Origin of the sequence: Methanobrevibacter thaueri, from assembly GCF_015062915.1 — an archaeon.
Lineage (GTDB): Archaea > Methanobacteriota > Methanobacteria > Methanobacteriales > Methanobacteriaceae > Methanocatella > Methanocatella thaueri_B.
The window spans coordinates 16,026-32,299 of the sequence record NZ_SUTJ01000009.1 but is presented as its reverse complement, the minus strand read 5'-3'; the positions used below and the strand labels follow the sequence as shown (position 1 = coordinate 32,299).

Sequence of the window (16,274 nt, the reverse complement as noted above, 5' to 3'; positions counted from 1 at the left end):
ATGAATAATATTTTAATAACTAGTGCTTCAAGAAAAGTTAGTCTCGTTAGAAATTTTAAAAAGGCTATTGGGGACAATGGTAAAATATATGCTGCTGATATTAATGTGGAATCTCCAGCATTATATTTTGCTGATGAATCTTTAATTGTTTCGAGAAGTGATCACCCTAATTTTATAGATTTTATAATTGATTTTTGTAAAAATAATGAAGTTAAACTTATTATTCCAACTCGTGATGAAGAATTAATCTTGTTTTCCAAGAATAAAAGTTTATTTGATGAAATTGGTGTAAAATTGATGGTTTCTGATGTTGAGACTATTGAAATTTGTCAGGATAAACTTAAATTCATCAATTTTTGTAAAAATAATGCTTTTGGAATTCCAAATACTTTTGAAAACATTCAATCAATTTCAAAAGAAGATTTTCCTTTATTTTTAAAACCTGTTGTCGGAAAAAGTGGTATGGATACATTTAAAGTAGATTCATTTGAAGAATTAGATAAGATACTGTCTAAAGATAATGATTTTATTATTCAGGAGTGTGTCGAAGCACCGGAGTATACTATTGATTTGTTTGCAGATTTTGAAGGGAGAGTTATTTCTGCAGTTCCTAGGCAAAGGGTAAATGTTTGGGGGGGAGAGTCTTTAGTAACCAGAACTGTTAATAATAAATTAATTATCGATGAATCTGTTAGACTAGCGGAAAAATTAAAACTTAAAGGACATAATACAATTCAATGTTTCTTTGATGGTGTTAACATTAAATTCATTGAAATAAATCCTCGTTTTGGGGGAGCTGCAAGTATTAGTTTTGAAGCAGGAGCTAATTCTGCCGAATTTTTAATTAAATTATTAAATGGTGAAAAATTAGAATCAAGAATAGGTAATTTTAAAGATAATTTGGTGGCATTACGTTTTGTTGAGGATTATTTTATTGATGGACAAAATTTAGAGGACAAATAATGAAATCAATTATTTTTGATTTGGATAATACATTATATCCTGAGAAAACTTATGTCGAAAGCGGATTTAAAGAGGTTGCAAAGTATTTAAGTAATAAATATGATTGTAATTTTGATAGTTTATTTTCAAAAATTATGGATATCTTTAATGAAGATGGTAGAGGTAGTGTATTTGATAGATTGATATCTGATTTTGATTTTAATGAAGATGTTTCTACATTAGTATATATTTATAGATTTCATTTTCCTGACATATCTTTATATCCCGAATCAATTCCTCTTTTAAATCGTTTAAAGAAAGATTATAAATTAGCATTAATAACTGATGGTAGGTCTTTTGTTCAAAAAAGAAAAGTGGATGCATTAAATATTGAAAAATATTTTGATGAAATCATTTTCACTGATATTTTAGGTAGTGACTTTTGGAAACCTTCAGTTGAACCATATAAGTTAGCGTTGTCTCTTCTTAATTCTAATGTAAATGAATCATGTTATATTGGTGATGATCCTTATAAGGATTTTAAAGCTCCAAAACAATTGGGTATGAAATCAATCCAGGTTAAAATGGAAGATGAATTAGATTACTGGAAAAAAAGAGGTTATGAAAGAATTGAAGCTGATTATATAGTAAATAATTTAAATGAAATTTTAGGTGTTTTTAAATGAGAATAGCAAATAAGGAAATAGGTGTTAATCAACCAACATTTATAATAGCAGAGTTATCTGCTAATCATATGAATGATTTTGATGTTGCAGTTAAGACAATTAAAGCAATGAAAGAGGCTGGTGCCGATGCGGTTAAATTTCAAACATACACTCCAGATACCATTACTATTGATTGTGATAATGAATATTTCCAAATAAAGCAGGGGACTATTTGGGATGGACAAGTCCTTCATGAGTTGTACGAAGATGCATACATGCCTTGGGATTGGCAACCTAAACTCAAAAAGGTTGCAGAAGATTTAGGCTTAATCGTATTTTCTTCACCTTTCGATAAAACTTCAGTAGATTTTCTGGAAGATATGGATGTGCCTGCATATAAAATCGCATCCTTTGAGATAACTGACATTCCATTGATTGAATATGTTGCAAGTAAAGGCAAACCAATAATTATTTCTACTGGCATTGCTTCATTGGAAGATATTGATCTTGCTGTTAAAACCTGTTTAGATGCAGGTAATAATAAAATTGCACTTTTAAAATGCACTTCATCCTATCCTGCTCCTTTAGATGAAATAAATTTAAATACTATTCCAGATATTGAAGATAAATTTGGTGTTGCTGTTGGATTGTCTGATCATACTTTAGGAGGTGAAGTTTCAACAGCTGCGATTGCATTAGGTGCTAAAATCATTGAAAAACACTTTATTTTGGATAGAAATATGGGAGGTCCAGATTCTGACTTTTCAATGGAACCTTTAGAATTTAAACAAATGGTTGATTCAATAAGAAATGTTGAAAAAGCATTAGGTAATGTTAGTTATGAGTTATCTGATAAAGTGAAAGCAAACCGTGAATTTTCAAGATCATTATTTGTTGTTGAGGATATGAAAAAAGGAGATATTATCACTGAAGGTAATGTCCGTTCAATCAGGCCAGGGTTTGGTCTTCATCCGAAATATTTAAAGGAAATATTAGGTAAACAAGTAAAAAAAGATTTAAAAAAAGGAACTCCATTTGATTTATCATTTATAAATTAATGAATTAACTTTAAATTTTTTTCTTTTAGTATCTTTAACAATTCATTCTGTGCATTAATAATATATTCATCAGTCAATTTTCCATCATATACATAAATTTGACTTTTTTCAAAATTGTATAATGCAGTGGAAACAACAGAACATACGACAGTTGGATTAATATCAATCATAGTCAATATTTCCACTGGAAAACTTCTATCAATAACTTTTACATTTGGAAATATTTTTTTAAAATCCTTTGTATCTCTCGGGTGAGGTTTAATAATCACTTGATAATCATTAAACTTTTCAATCATTTCTTTATATATTTGTATTTCTTCTTCTTCGGTTATGCTTATTAAATATCCTTCAGATAAAGGTTCTGTTAATAAAAGAGCAGTTTTTTTATTAAAATCTATGCCCTCAATATTCACATTAAATATTTCTAAAAATTTCTTTTGGTCAGCATCATTTAAGTTATTCCAAAGTTGTTTTATATCAATCACTTGTAATTTATCATTAATTAACGGATGATCAAGGTTATTTGTCAAGTAAACATTTTTTACATTTTTATGAGTACCATAACATTCGCATATATTTAAAAAATAAATTCCACAAATATGTAAAAGTGTATCAATGATATGATTTATTTTGTGGGTTTCACATATTTTTGCAGTATAGTTTTCCATTCCATCTTCAATTATATTGGAGGTATTTTCAAAAAATATATATGAAAATGGTGTCTGTGCATGTCCGTAAACTTCGACATCGCAGTTAAATGTTTTAATAAATAGTAATATTCTAAGTTTAAAATATCCATAGAAATATCTAGAGAATCCAATAATATTTTTGTAAATTCCTGATATTGAATTTAATTCAGCGAATTTTTTCCCTCTGAAAACTACTGGTGGCATTTTAATGTGTTTCACATTGTCAGATACTTCTTTTGGGAACCATGCAGTAAATATATAGATATCATCTTCATTATATCCATTTATCAATAAATATAAGAAAAATGAATATACTGTAGTCACTAAACATATGTTTTTTTTATTTTTTACCATTTAATCTCCGTTAATATATTTGAATGTAATTGTATTAATAGTTACTATGATATTTTTTTTAAATATTTATATTTGGGTCTAATTCTCGATGTGCAGTTTTCTAGATTTCTAATATTCGCCAAAATCAATCTCTTCTGGCGCAGGCCTAAATCTATCCTCTTCTGGTGGCAATTCCATATACTCGCCATACTCCAGTTTTAGGATTTTATCATAATTATTTGGAATATTGACTTCAATATCTTCAAATTTCACTTTTTTTACAGGGAACCAATCTGTTTTAAAAGAAATAGGCATTATTCCTGAAGATGGAAAATCACATACTTCTTCACAGTTCTCATTCTGATATTTAGTGAATGATTTAACACATTTTTTTCTAATACTATCCGGGGAAATAGGGAGCACTTTAATTGTATAATAAACTGTTTGCTGAATTATTTTTTTTATTTTAGAATCATTTTCATGTTTAATTAAAGAATAAGATGAAATCATATTTAAAAAATAACATGTCCATCTATGGATAAATCTTTTAAATTTGTTATTTGGAATATTGTCTAAAATAAATATGTCAATATAGATATTTGGTTCATAATCAACTTGATCTGCCCACCATTCTTTGAAAATGGTATTTTTTAGCATTAACCTTCCCCAAGTGTAATGATATGTTTCTTCATTTAAACAATTCATGAATCTATATTTGTCATCAATGTTTTTTTCTAAAATTTTATTTAATTTTTCAAAGTCTTCTCTAAACATGATTACATCAATATCATCGTCCCATGGCACAAATCCTTGATGCCTTACAGCTCCAATTAAAGTGCCTCCATACAGGAAATAAGTCAAATTGTTTTCCTCACAAATTTTTATGAGATAATTTAAGATTTTCATGCTGACTTGTTGTTGATGTTTCAATGTTTCATCATCATATCTTTTTTCTTTAATCATGTTTATTTTCCTTTATTTTTATTATATCACTAATAAATCATATTAGAAGAATTTATCTATCATTTATTTAATCTTTATCTAATTTTTTTAAATAAATATTATTTTGATTATATAAAAATTTAATAAAGAGTTGTTTAATATATATTATATGATTAAATAATTATATAATATATTTGATTAGTTTTCCACTAATTAATTAACATAATTATTAAAGGTGTTAAAATGTCTAGATTATATGGAGATAAAGAAGATATTAACTCTGATAAAGTTAAAGATTTCTTCAATAAAAGAGCAAGTAAAGATGAAGAAGGTGAATTTTCAATTGTTTTATTCCAAGATAAGGAAAACTCTGAACAAAGACACCAAGAAGAGAAAAAAATATTCTATGAAAATGTCGACGTTTCAGGCAAAAAGGTTCTTGAAATTGGTTGTGGCGTTGGTAGATGGGTTGAAGCATTGCATGACAAATGCGATTCATATTTAGGTTTAGACTTTTCTGAAGAACTTTTAGAAATTGCTAAAAATTCCTATAAAGAATTTGATAACTGTAAATTCCAATTAATGTCCGCTACCGATATTAAAGTTGATGAGTTACTGATTGAACCTCCATTTGATGTAATAATATTTTCTGGATTTTTAATGTACATTAATGACGATGATATAAACATTATCATGGATGAAGTTAACGAAATTGGTGCTGAAGATAAAATAATATTTGCTATGGAACCAACTTCCTGTATGGAAACAAGATTAACCCTTAAAGATTTCTATTCTGAAGGTTTAGAATCTGATTATAGTGCAATTTATAGGACTGAACAAGAATATTTAGATTTCTTTAAACAATTAAACTGTAAAGAAATGCGTACAGGTCATCTTTTCGATGATTTAAGCGACCATACTGAAACTAATTACATGTTTTATGTAATTGGATAAGGTGATTATCATGTTAAATTTTGCATTAGGGCCTGTGATGAGTAGTGATTTAGTTTTGGATATTGGTTCAAAACAAACACCTTACTTTAGGACTCCGGAATTTTCTAAAGTGAATTTAGAAAATGAACAGTTAATGAAAGAACTTCTCCATGCCAGTGATGATTCAAGAGCTATTTTTTTAACTGGATCAGGGACTGCAGGTATGGAAGCTACTGTAATGAATGTATTCAATGAAAATGATAAAGTTTTAATTGTTAACGGAGGAGGATTTGGTCAAAGATTTGTTGACTTATGCAATTTACATAATATTGACTGTGATGAGATTAAACTAGAATTTGGACATTGTCTTACTCATGAAAAATTATATGAATATGATGGTAAGGAATATACTGCATTCTTGCTAAATATATGTGAAACTAGTTCTGGAGTCTATTATGATATTAATTTAATAAGTGAATTTTGTAAAAAAAATAATTTATTTTTGGTTATTGATGCAGTCAGTTCCTTTTTAGCTGATGATTTAAATATGGTTGAACATGGGGTTGATGTTGTATTGACTGGATCACAAAAAGCTTTAGCATGCCCTCCAGGAATTGCTATTATTGTTTTATCTGAAGATGCAATTAAACGTGTTGAAGAAAATGATTGTAAATCCATGTATTTTGATTTTGAAGACATGTTAATAAACGGTGTTAGAGGTCAAACTCCATTTACTCCGGCAATTACAGTGATATTACAGCTTAATGCTAGATTAAAACAACTTAAAAATGATGGAGGTATTGATGAGGAAATCAAAAGAATCTCATCATTAGCTGAAGATTTTAGAAATAAAATCACAGAATTCCCATTTGAAGTTAAATGCAAATGTTTGTCAAATGCAGTAACAACAGTCCACTCTAATGAAAAAATTGAAGCCAATATTGTTGAAATCCTTAAAAATGAATATGATATTTGGGTTAGTACAGCACGTGATGACTTATCTGAAACCATGCTATTTAGAGTGGGTCATATGGGAGATTTATCTCCAGAAGACAATGACACATTAATAGAAGCACTTAGAGATATTCAAAAAAGAGGGCTATTTTAAATGAAAAAAGTAATAACTTATGGAACTTATGATTTATTCCATTATGGTCACCAAAGACTCCTTGAAAGAGCCAAAAAACTAGGAGATTATCTGATTGTTGGAGTTACAGCAGATGATTTTGATAAAAAAAGAGGAAAAATCAATGTTCAACAATCCCTAATGGAAAGAATAGAATCTGTTCGTGCTACGGGTCTTGCTGATGAAATTATCATTGAAGAGTATGAAGGTCAGAAAATCGATGATATAAAAAGATTAGGGATAGATATTTTCACTGTAGGTTCCGATTGGGTTGGTTATTTTGATTATTTAAAAGAGTACTGTGATGTTATTTATCTTGAAAGGACTGAAGGAGTTTCAAGTTCAGATTTACGAGCTGAAAAAAGAAGCATTAATTTAGGATTGATTGGGGAAGGTAATGTTTTAAATAAGTTTTATGAAGAATCTAAATTTGTAAATGGGATTGAAGTTAATGCGATTCTTGTACCTAATCATAATGAAAGAAAATCCTATGAAAATCAAGAATTGCTCTTAACTGATGATTTTGATGAATTATTGTCTGTTGTTGATGCAGTATTTATCATATCTCATCCATCACAGCATTATTCAGATATTAAAAAAGCATTATCTCATAAAAAACATGTTTTATGCGAATCTCCAATAGCATTAAATCAGGCAGATTTTGATGAACTAAAACAGATGGCTGATGAGAATAATTTAATTTTAATGGATTCTATTAAAACAGCTTATTCCACAGCATATAATAGATTATTACTTTTACTTAAAGGAGGTAAAATTGGAGAAATCTATTCTGTTGATGCAACTTGTACAAGCCTGAGGGAATATGAGGATAATTCTTGGAATAGTATTACTTCATGGGCTCCAACTGCTCTTTTACCAATATTTCAAATATTGGGTACTGATTATAAAAATAAAACAATCAATTCATTAACATTAGATGAAAACCAAAATTTTGATCTATTTACTAAAATAGATTTTCAATATGAAAATGCGGTTGCTTCAATAAAAGTTGCTAATGGTGTTAAATCTGAAGGTGAATTAATAATTTCCGGAACTGAAGGTTATGCGTTTGTTCCTGCACCTTGGTGGAAAACAGATTATTTTGAATTAAGATTTGAAAATCAAGAGGATAATAAAAAATACTTCTATCAATTGGATGGTGAAGGAATAAGATATGAACTTGTAGCTTTTGCTAAATCTATTGAATTAAGTAGAAATAATGCTTATATAGATTATAAAGTTTCTAAAGCAATTTGTAAAATTATTGAAGATTTTGAAAATAAAGATGTTAATTTCATCAAATAACTTGTGATAAAATGGATAATATTCTACAAGGGGACGTTCTTTCCCATCTTCAAGATGTGGAATTAATGATTTTAAAAGATTTTGTAAAAATTTGTGAAGAAAATGATATTGAATATTACTTAATTTTTGGAACTCAAATTGGTGCTATAAGACATCAGGGTTTTATCCCATGGGATGATGATATTGATATCATGATTTTTCGTGAAGATTATGAAAAATTTTTAAAAGTTATGGAAGAGCATCCTAATGAGAAATATACAATTTTTGATCCAAGATATAATCCCGAGTATTGTTTTGAGTTTGGACGAATGTCTTTAAATGGAACATATTGGGCCGAATATTGGGACAATAAGGTTTCATTCAAATTAGGAATTCATATAGATCTTTTTGTTTTAGATGTTTTACCGGATAATAAAATAAAAAGATGGTTATTTATTCAATATTGTTTTATTGTCACTAGATTGCATGCAATTTCTGTATTAACATTTGATACTTATCCTAAAATTATTAATTTAATTCTTAATTTTATCCATTCATTGTTAAATTTAATTAATTTAAATCCAAGTTATTTCCAAAGAAGAATCCCTCGACTATTTAGAAAATATGAAAAATCAGATAGTGGTCAATTTGTCACAGATTTAACATTGAGAGAACGTGTTGTTTTTAAACGTGATGATTATAAACCTCCAAAAAAGGCTAAATTTGAGGATTCTTTATTTAATATTCCTAATAATGATGATAATACATTAATTCCTATTTATGGGGATTATATGCAACTTCCACCTGAAGAAGAGCAGTTTTGTCATATCCTGAACGAAATAGATTTCGGCAAATACTAATTATATTTTTTTATTAATATTTCGTGGGCTTGAATCATTGCTTTTTCATTATTTTACAATCCCTCGGCATGCCTTACGTTATTTGTGTGAAAGGAACTCAATCAAATCCGCCGTATAGTAACTTGACAAATACCAAGATGAATCTGAATTATTATAATTTCTTTTACCTTTTTTCCCATTTATTCAATATCCTTATAAGTTAATCTCATTTTTTTTAAACAAATCATTTCACAATCATTTTTTTTAAAATAAAACCCTGAATATAAACCTTTTTAATGAATAAACTACAAAAATATTTGACATAACGTATAGGAAATTTTATTATGTCACAGGATAAAAATGAATGGGGCAGCAACCTGTCATTCATACTTGCAATGATCGGGTCTGCTGTCGGTTTAGGAAACATTTGGAGATATCCGTATGTGCTCTACTCCAACGGTGGAGGGGCATTCTACATCCCATACATCGTTGCAATCCTTCTTATGGGAATACCATTCCTCATACTCGAGTATGGTGTCGGATACAATTTCAAGTCCTCCTTCGCTAAGGCGGTTAAGAAAATCAACTCCAAATGGGAGTATTTAGGCTGGTTCTTGCCGGTCGCTGTTTTTATGATTATGATTTATTACTCAGCTATCCTCGGATGGGATGGAATCTACATGATATTGAGTTTCTTCAAGGGCTGGGGAGCGGACCCTAACGCATACTTCACAACCACTCTCCTTCAATCATCTGATTCCATAACTGGGCTTGTCCAGTTCATCCCGCTTGTAGCGGTTGCAATGCTTGTCGGTTGGGTAATCATTTGGTTTATCTCACACCGTGACCTTGAAGCAGGTCTCGGTAAGGTTTCAAAGGTGCTGGTTCCGTTATTATTCATTATTATGGTAATCATTGTCGGATTCTCACTTACTCTGCCTGGTGCATCAATCGGTTTGGCGGAACTCTTCAACCCTGACTGGTCACTTCTGGGCAATTTCGAGATTTGGATGGCTGCATTCGGACAGATTGTGTTCTCATTAAGCCTTGGTATGTCAATCGCATTCACATATGCAAGCTACACCAAGGACGATGCTGATTTAGTCACTAACACCATCTCAATCGCTCTTGCAAACTCACTGTTTGAGAACTTCGCAGCATTAGGTGTTTTCTCAATTCTCGGTTACATGTCCCTACAGTCCGGAACAGCAGTTGCTGATTTAGTCACACAAGGAACCGGTTTAGTATTCATCGCATATCCGATTGTATTCAATGTTTTAGGCCAATGGGCATACGTGCTTGGACCACTGTTCTTCCTGACAGTTTACCTGGCAGGTCTTACAAGTATCCTCTCAACAATCGAGCCTTTGGCATTCTCAATCCAGAACAAGTTCGGCCTTACAAGAAAAAGGACAATGACAATCCTCATCATTGTCGGAGCGGCAGTTTCAATGATTTACGCCACAGCATATGGTGGAGAGGTTCTAGGATTTGTGGACACTTTCATCAACCAGATTGCAATACTCTTTGGAGTAATTCTGGAATGCATAATATTCGCATGGATATTCAAGGCAGAAAAGCTAATCGACTTTTTAAATTCAAAATCAAAGTCATTGAAGCTTGGAAAATGGTGGATATTAGTAGTCAAATTCGTTCTTCCGATATTCGTTGCAATCGTCTGGATAGGCGGAATGTTTGACGTTATCAACAACGGAACAACAGACCAATTGATTTTCACTGTAATCTCAGCTGCAATACTTTTAATTGTAACACTGATATTCACAGTACTGCCGGCCAAAAACCCTGACTGGGACAAGGCTGAAGAAAGAGTTTAGGGTTTATAACCCTCTTTTTTTTCAAGTTAAAAATCTATTATAATCATTATCATTATTCTTTTCAAGTGTGACGGTTAAAACACCATCGGATTCCTCATAAACTCTCTTGTGGCTTGAGTGATGAGTGCTCTCGCTGGATACGTCCTCGCTGTAATATATTCCAACAATCAAACCCACTATCGCCAGCAGGAATATCAAGAGTATCATGGTGTCCTTAAGGTTCATGTGTTAGTATTTTAGATTTTGCATCTATATAAAATGAACAGAAAAGTATTTTAATGCCATCATTCATATAACTAATGAAAAGCTTAGTGAGGTGAAAATATGAAAGGCTTTATTTTGGCCATATTGGCAATCATTGCAGTTGTGATAGTTGTCGGTGGCGCAACAGCGCTTCACGTAATGAACGAAGCGGGAATTGATAACGTAGATTCAAGTAGTGTAGGTGATATAGTGGATAAAGTAAGTAATGTTGCATCTTCAGATTCAAGCGACTCATCCTCCGGCGGATCAGTAATCGACAAGGCTAGTGATATCGTTTCAGAGGAAGTTAAATTCAACGCACAGAACGGTGAAGGATACTATCGTGAAGTCACATACAAGGACGGCGGATTCAGGCAATACGACACCGAAACCGGTGACTTAATAGGCTCATCCTACGATTCCGATCAGGACAAGCTTCCAAGCATGGAATGATTGGATGATTCTAAGCGTATTGCTCAAGCACTTCGGCATTGACATTGACATGCCGGAGTACTTATTAAACCATCCGTTCAATGAGGTTTTCCTTGACGGCGATGTGACCGTCGAGGACAATGTTTATACAATAGCGGTCAGGACACGCCAGGACGTGACACATCAGATGTTTTTAAAGGCAAATGATGAGTTTCCGGTGATAGTAATGTCTGAACTTCCAAACGGAAAGCTCAACGGCATGAAATTCCCACAGGAAGAACATGTGGGAATTCCCATTAACAAATTGTAACCGCTATTCTATTTTTATTATTTTTATGGTGTTTAAAGGCAGACTTGATATTTTTGATACGTATCCAATTGGATGGCCGTCGTTAAGTAGTCTTTTAGCCATTTCAATTTTTGCATCAAATTTACCTTCTTTTATTCCTTTTTTCAGTCCTTCTTCAATGCCTTCTTTCTTGCCTTGTTCTCTTCCTTTGTTGAGACAGTATCTTTCAACGGGATTGATTAACATAACTGTTTCCTCCAAATATTCAATATTTCAGTTACCTCCCGTGCTTATGGAAATCGGGTGTGATTTCCCATGTTTTCTAATTTGTCTTTGATGTTTTTAAAATTTGCCAATTATTCCAATTTGAAAAACTATTTTTATATAATATTAAAGTCAAAAATTATATTATAATAATTTATTTGTTGATATCATGGACAAAAAAGAGTTAATTAACAGTGGAAAAGTGAAAAGCGTATTCACTACCGATGACGATGATAAGGTTATCATCGAGTTTAGAGACGACATGACCGCCGGTGACGGTGAACGCAAGGAAGTAATGAACAAGAAAGGCTCATACAATGCCGTAATCTCATCCAAGATCTTTAAAGTACTTGAAGAAAACGGCGTTGAAACCCAGTTCATCGACTTGCCTGAACCTAACGTCATGCTTGCCAAAAAGCTTGAGATGATTCCAATCGAGGTCATCGTGAGAAACATTGCAACAGGAAGTCTTGTTCGCAAATACCCAATCGCAGACGGCACAAGGCTCGAGCCACCGATCGTCCAGATGGACTTCAAGGCTGACGAGTACCATGATCCTATGCTAAACGATTCAATCATCAAGGCATTGGGCATTGCAACACAGGATGAAATAGACACATTAACCGAAAAGGCTTTGAAAATCAATGAGATTCTAACCAAGTTCTTCGCTGATGCGGGAATCATCCTTGTTGACTATAAGGTCGAGTTCGGTAAGGACAAGGACGGAAACATCCTTTTGGGTGATGAGATTTCCCCTGACAGCTGCAGGTTATGGGACAGCAAGACCCTTGACATGCTAGACAAGGAACTGTTCAGGAAAGGAAAAGATGATGAAGTAATGGAAGCTTACGTTGAAGTTTATAATAGAATTATTCCAGATGATGAAAAGGTGATTTAGATGTTATTCGATATTGAAGTTAAGATTTCCCTTAAAAGCGGCATGTTGAACCCTGAAGCGACCACAATCGAAAGGTCACTAGAACTTTTAGGATATGAAGTGAGCAACATGAAAACCGTAGAAATCCTCAAGTTCCAAATGGAAGGGGAAGACAGGGAAGCAATCAGGGAAAACGTTGTTGACATGTGCGAAAGACTCTTATGCAATCCTGTAATCCACGATTACAAGATCAACGTCATTCCACAGAACATGGCTTGCGGCAAATAGGTGTAAAAATGAAAATTGGAGTAATAAGATTTCCGGGAACAAACTGCGACCGTGACGTTGCAAAGGCAATAGAGCTTGCAGGCATGACAGCGGAATACATCTGGTGGAGCGAGGAAAAACTCACAGACTATGACGGCATAGTCATTCCCGGCGGATTTTCATACGGAGATTACCTGAGAGCAGGTGCAATGGCATCAATCACTCCGGTAATCGATGGAATAAAGGAATTGGTGAAAGAGGAAAAACCAGTGCTCGGAATATGTAACGGTGCACAGATTCTAGGAGAAATCGGACTTGTGCCTGGAATATTCATCACAAACGAGTACCCTAAGTTCAACTGCGAATGGGTTGAGCTTAAAGTCGGAACATCAAGAACCCCTTTCACAAAGGCATTCAAGAAAGATGAAATCATCAAGCTCCCTATAGCTCACGCTGAAGGAAGATTCTACACCGAGGACATTGACCTTTTAAAGGACCAGGACCAAATCGTATTGCAGTTTGAAGGAAAGAACCCTAACGGTTCCATGGAAGCAATTACAAGCGTATGTGACGAGTCCGGTCTTGTATGCGCAATGATGCCTCACCCTGAAAGGGCATGTGAGGAACTCTTCGGTTCAGATGATGGTTTGAACTTCTTTAAAGGATTTTTATAATTTAGTGATAATATGGTAGTTTATTTGATTGGTGCAGGACCTGGAGATGCTGATTTAATAACTCTTAAGGCCGTAAAGGCCTTGAACAAGGCTGATGTCGTATTGTATGATTACTTGGCCAATGAGGAAATATTGGCCCATGCTCCGGAAACTGCCGAAAGGATATATGTAGGTAAAAAGGCAGGCGAGCATTACAAGACTCAGGATGAGATCAACGAGCTTATAATAAAGCAGGCTCAAGACCATGAGAATGTCGTAAGGCTTAAAGGAGGAGATCCTTTCGTCTTCGGCCGTGGTGGAGAGGAGATATTGGCATTGATGGAACATGATATCAAGTTTGAAGTGATTCCAGGTGTAACTTCCGCCATCGGAGCACCAACCTCTCTAGGACTACCTGTAACTCACAGGGCAGTGGCAACCTCAGTGACAATCGTCACAGGCCATGAGGACCCGACAAAACCTGAAAGCCAGGTTCACTGGGACTACACTGCCGACACATTAATTATACTGATGGGTATTGGAAACATTAAGGAAAATACCTCAGAGATAATGAAATACCGCTCACCGGACACACCGGTATGTGTTGTTGAAAGCGGAACACTTCCAGATGAAAACCTTGTGTTCGGAACATTGGCGGACATTTCAGAGAAAAAAATCAACACTCCCGCAATAATGATTATCGGGGATGTTGTGAACATGTATAAGAAAATTTACGATTATCAAAGGTGATAAGCATGTGTGGAATTGTAGGCTGCATTCTAAAGGAAGAGGAAGATGTGGCGCCAATACTTTTTGACTGCATATCCAAGCTGGAATACAGAGGATACGATTCAATAGGCCTTGCCACATTCAGCGAGGATAAGATTCACATCAAAAAGGACAAGGGCAAAATCGAGGAAGTGGACAGGAAACTTGACCTTACAGACATGCCTGGAAGCTTCGGAATAGCTCACGTGAGATGGGCTACACACGGAGACCCTTCAAAAATGAACTCACACCCTCACGTTGACGAGGACAATACCATTGCGGTTGTACACAATGGTATCATTGAAAACTACTTGGAAATCAAGGAGAAACTGATTCTTGAAGGCCATGTCTTCAAGTCAGACACCGACACCGAGGTCATTCCCCACCTGATCCAGAAGTTCATGGCCGAAAAGTTCGACCTTGAACATGCGGTGAGAAAGACCATTGATGTCATTAAGGGAGCCTATGCGATAGCAGCAATCTCCAAAAACGAACCTGACAAGATTGTTGCAACCCGTAAGGACTCACCATTGATTGTAGGTATCGGTGAGGAAGGATATTACCTTGCATCAGACTCTCCAGCAATATTGAAATACGCCCGTGACATAATATACCCTGAAAAAGGGGAAATCGTCATCATAGACCGTGACGGCGTCGTTGTTCATGACGAGTTTGACAATGTGGTCAACAAGGAAATAGACACAATCAACTGGACTCCTGAAATGGCTGAAAAGGAAGGATATGACCATTTCATGATCAAGGAAATCAACGAGCAGGCAACAGCCGTTAGAAACACACTCACACAGAAGGACAATATCCAGGAAATAATCGATGATGTGGGTGACCTTCAAAGGATATGCTTCGTGGCATGCGGAACATCATACCATGCCTCACTGACCGGTAAATACCTCATCGAGTCACTGGCAGGCATTCCAACAGATGTAATCCTTGCATCAGAGTTCAAGTACTCCGCAAACACCCTGAACGAAGACACTTTAGTTATTTTTATCTCACAATCCGGTGAGACAGCAGATTCACTCAAGGCACTTGATGTTGCCAACCAGACATCAAAGACACTTGGTATAGTCAATGTTGCAGGCTCATCAATCACAAGAAGAGCCCAATACGTTATCCAGACCCAGGCAGGTCCGGAAATAGGTGTTGCAGCAACAAAGACCTATGTTGCCCAATTGACTGCAATATATCTTTTCGCAGCACTCATATCCAGGAACGTTGAATTATTAAAAGAGCTTGACAAGGTTCCTGAATTCATCGATGAGGCACTGGAAAGCGTTGAGCAGGTCAAGGAGCTTTCAAAAAGATACAACTATGCACGTGACTTCTTCTACCTTGGAAGAGGATACTCCTATCCGACAGCATTGGAAGGTGCGCTCAAGCTTAAGGAAATCACATACATTCACGGTGAAGGATACGCCGCAGGAGAGCTCAAGCATGGTCCGTTGGCCTTGATTGACGAGGGAATACCGGTGGTTGTTATTATACCTCCTGGTGACAATTACTTCAAGACAATGAGCAATCTCGAGGAAGTAAAATCCCGTGGCGCTAATGTATTGGCTATAGGGTCCAGTGATGACGAGTCATTAAAGGCAAAGTCAAGTGATGTCATTGGAATAAACTCAGAGGTTAAGGAAATAATAGCACCTTTAGTTTACATTGTTCCGTTGCAACTCATAGCATATTACATCACTCTCGAGAAGGGTCATGACCCTGACAAGCCGAAAAATTTGGCGAAATGTGTAACTGTTGAATAATGGCTTAAATTTAATTTTAGGCTATTAAACTTTTTCTTTTTTAAATCAAATTAATTTAAATCA

Annotated in this window: 19 protein-coding genes; 15 read left to right on the top strand and 4 right to left on the bottom strand. The window is 34.2% G+C overall.

Features of this window, described 5'->3' with window-relative positions:
- Genes E7Z78_RS06980 through pseI form a run of 3 tightly spaced genes read left to right on the top strand, consistent with a single transcriptional unit; the run spans position 1 to position 2,665 of the window.
- The gene (locus E7Z78_RS06980) at positions 1-963 is read left to right on the top strand and encodes an ATP-grasp domain-containing protein (protein WP_303724445.1); all 963 of its coding nucleotides are present in this window, start codon (positions 1-3) and stop codon (positions 961-963) included.
- Complete coding sequence (locus E7Z78_RS06975) at positions 963-1,628, top strand: HAD family hydrolase (RefSeq protein WP_303724444.1); 666 nt, start codon at positions 963-965, stop codon at positions 1,626-1,628. Before E7Z78_RS06980 ends, E7Z78_RS06975 begins: the two co-directional genes overlap by 1 nt.
- Positions 1,625-2,665: a pseudaminic acid synthase gene (pseI, locus tag E7Z78_RS06970; protein ID WP_303724443.1), complete on the top strand. Its 1,041-nt coding sequence runs from the start codon at positions 1,625-1,627 to the stop codon at positions 2,663-2,665. The genes E7Z78_RS06975 and pseI overlap by 4 nt, the downstream gene beginning before the upstream one ends.
- Here the strand turns inward: pseI and E7Z78_RS06965 are convergent.
- Both E7Z78_RS06965 and E7Z78_RS06960 read right to left on the bottom strand, forming a co-directional pair.
- Positions 2,662-3,708 (bottom strand): polysialyltransferase family glycosyltransferase, encoded by a 1,047-nt coding sequence (locus tag E7Z78_RS06965; protein WP_303724442.1) that lies wholly within the window; start codon positions 3,706-3,708, stop codon positions 2,662-2,664. The two genes, pseI and E7Z78_RS06965, sit on opposite strands and share 4 nt — an antisense overlap.
- A 108-nt stretch (positions 3,709-3,816) precedes the next feature.
- Complete coding sequence (locus E7Z78_RS06960) at positions 3,817-4,650, bottom strand: phosphorylcholine transferase LicD (protein WP_303724441.1); 834 nt, start codon at positions 4,648-4,650, stop codon at positions 3,817-3,819.
- 222 nt (positions 4,651-4,872) lie between these two features.
- Here E7Z78_RS06960 and E7Z78_RS06955 point away from each other — a divergent pair, with 222 nt between their 5' ends.
- From E7Z78_RS06955 to E7Z78_RS06935, 5 genes are all read left to right on the top strand, one after another.
- Entirely contained in the window at positions 4,873-5,583 is a 711-nt protein-coding gene (locus tag E7Z78_RS06955; protein WP_303724440.1) for a class I SAM-dependent methyltransferase, read from the top strand.
- Positions 5,584-5,593: 10 nt separating this feature from the next.
- Positions 5,594-6,670, top strand: coding sequence for an alanine--glyoxylate aminotransferase family protein (locus E7Z78_RS06950; RefSeq protein ID WP_303724439.1), 1,077 nt, complete (start codon positions 5,594-5,596; stop codon positions 6,668-6,670).
- Entirely contained in the window at positions 6,671-7,993 is a 1,323-nt protein-coding gene (locus tag E7Z78_RS06945) for a Gfo/Idh/MocA family oxidoreductase (RefSeq protein WP_303724438.1), read from the top strand.
- An 11-nt stretch (positions 7,994-8,004) separates the two neighbouring features.
- Positions 8,005-8,832 (top strand): phosphorylcholine transferase LicD, encoded by an 828-nt coding sequence (locus tag E7Z78_RS06940; RefSeq protein WP_303724437.1) that lies wholly within the window; start codon positions 8,005-8,007, stop codon positions 8,830-8,832.
- 323 nt (positions 8,833-9,155) lie between these two features.
- Positions 9,156-10,646, top strand: a complete 1,491-nt coding sequence (locus tag E7Z78_RS06935) for a sodium-dependent transporter (RefSeq protein WP_303724436.1) — start codon at positions 9,156-9,158, stop codon at positions 10,644-10,646.
- A gap of 21 nt (positions 10,647-10,667) precedes the next feature.
- Here the strand turns inward: E7Z78_RS06935 and E7Z78_RS06930 are convergent, their stop codons facing one another.
- Positions 10,668-10,871 (bottom strand): hypothetical protein, encoded by a 204-nt coding sequence (locus E7Z78_RS06930; RefSeq protein ID WP_303724435.1) that lies wholly within the window; start codon positions 10,869-10,871, stop codon positions 10,668-10,670.
- 99 nt (positions 10,872-10,970) lie between these two features.
- On the opposite strand from E7Z78_RS06930, the gene E7Z78_RS06925 reads away from it, so the two are divergent.
- Positions 10,971-11,342 carry a flagellar protein, FliL gene (locus tag E7Z78_RS06925; RefSeq protein WP_303724434.1) on the top strand — a complete coding sequence of 124 codons (372 nt, stop codon included), beginning with the start codon at positions 10,971-10,973 and terminating at the stop codon, positions 11,340-11,342.
- 4 nt (positions 11,343-11,346) lie between these two features.
- A complete protein-coding gene (locus tag E7Z78_RS06920; RefSeq protein WP_303724433.1) occupies positions 11,347-11,631 on the top strand; it encodes a hypothetical protein in 285 nt (94 codons plus the stop codon).
- A 3-nt stretch (positions 11,632-11,634) separates the two neighbouring features.
- Here the strand turns inward: E7Z78_RS06920 and E7Z78_RS06915 are convergent, their stop codons facing one another.
- A complete protein-coding gene (locus E7Z78_RS06915) occupies positions 11,635-11,856 on the bottom strand; it encodes a hypothetical protein (protein WP_303724432.1) in 222 nt (73 codons plus the stop codon).
- A 187-nt stretch (positions 11,857-12,043) separates the two neighbouring features.
- On the opposite strand from E7Z78_RS06915, the gene purC reads away from it, so the two are divergent.
- The 5 genes from purC to glmS are packed head-to-tail and all read left to right on the top strand — an operon-like array spanning position 12,044 to position 16,211.
- Positions 12,044-12,772: a phosphoribosylaminoimidazolesuccinocarboxamide synthase gene (gene purC / locus E7Z78_RS06910; protein ID WP_303724431.1), complete on the top strand. Its 729-nt coding sequence runs from the start codon at positions 12,044-12,046 to the stop codon at positions 12,770-12,772.
- Positions 12,773-13,039 (top strand): phosphoribosylformylglycinamidine synthase subunit PurS, encoded by a 267-nt coding sequence (purS, locus tag E7Z78_RS06905; protein WP_116591189.1) that lies wholly within the window; start codon positions 12,773-12,775, stop codon positions 13,037-13,039.
- An 8-nt stretch (positions 13,040-13,047) separates the two neighbouring features.
- Positions 13,048-13,692, top strand: coding sequence for a phosphoribosylformylglycinamidine synthase subunit PurQ (purQ, locus tag E7Z78_RS06900; RefSeq protein ID WP_303724430.1), 645 nt, complete (start codon positions 13,048-13,050; stop codon positions 13,690-13,692).
- A gap of 12 nt (positions 13,693-13,704) precedes the next feature.
- Positions 13,705-14,421: a uroporphyrinogen-III C-methyltransferase gene (cobA, locus tag E7Z78_RS06895; RefSeq protein ID WP_303724429.1), complete on the top strand. Its 717-nt coding sequence runs from the start codon at positions 13,705-13,707 to the stop codon at positions 14,419-14,421.
- Positions 14,422-14,426: 5 nt separating this feature from the next.
- A complete protein-coding gene (gene glmS, locus E7Z78_RS06890) occupies positions 14,427-16,211 on the top strand; it encodes a glutamine--fructose-6-phosphate transaminase (isomerizing) (protein WP_303724428.1) in 1,785 nt (594 codons plus the stop codon).
- Positions 16,212-16,274 lie beyond the last annotated feature (63 nt).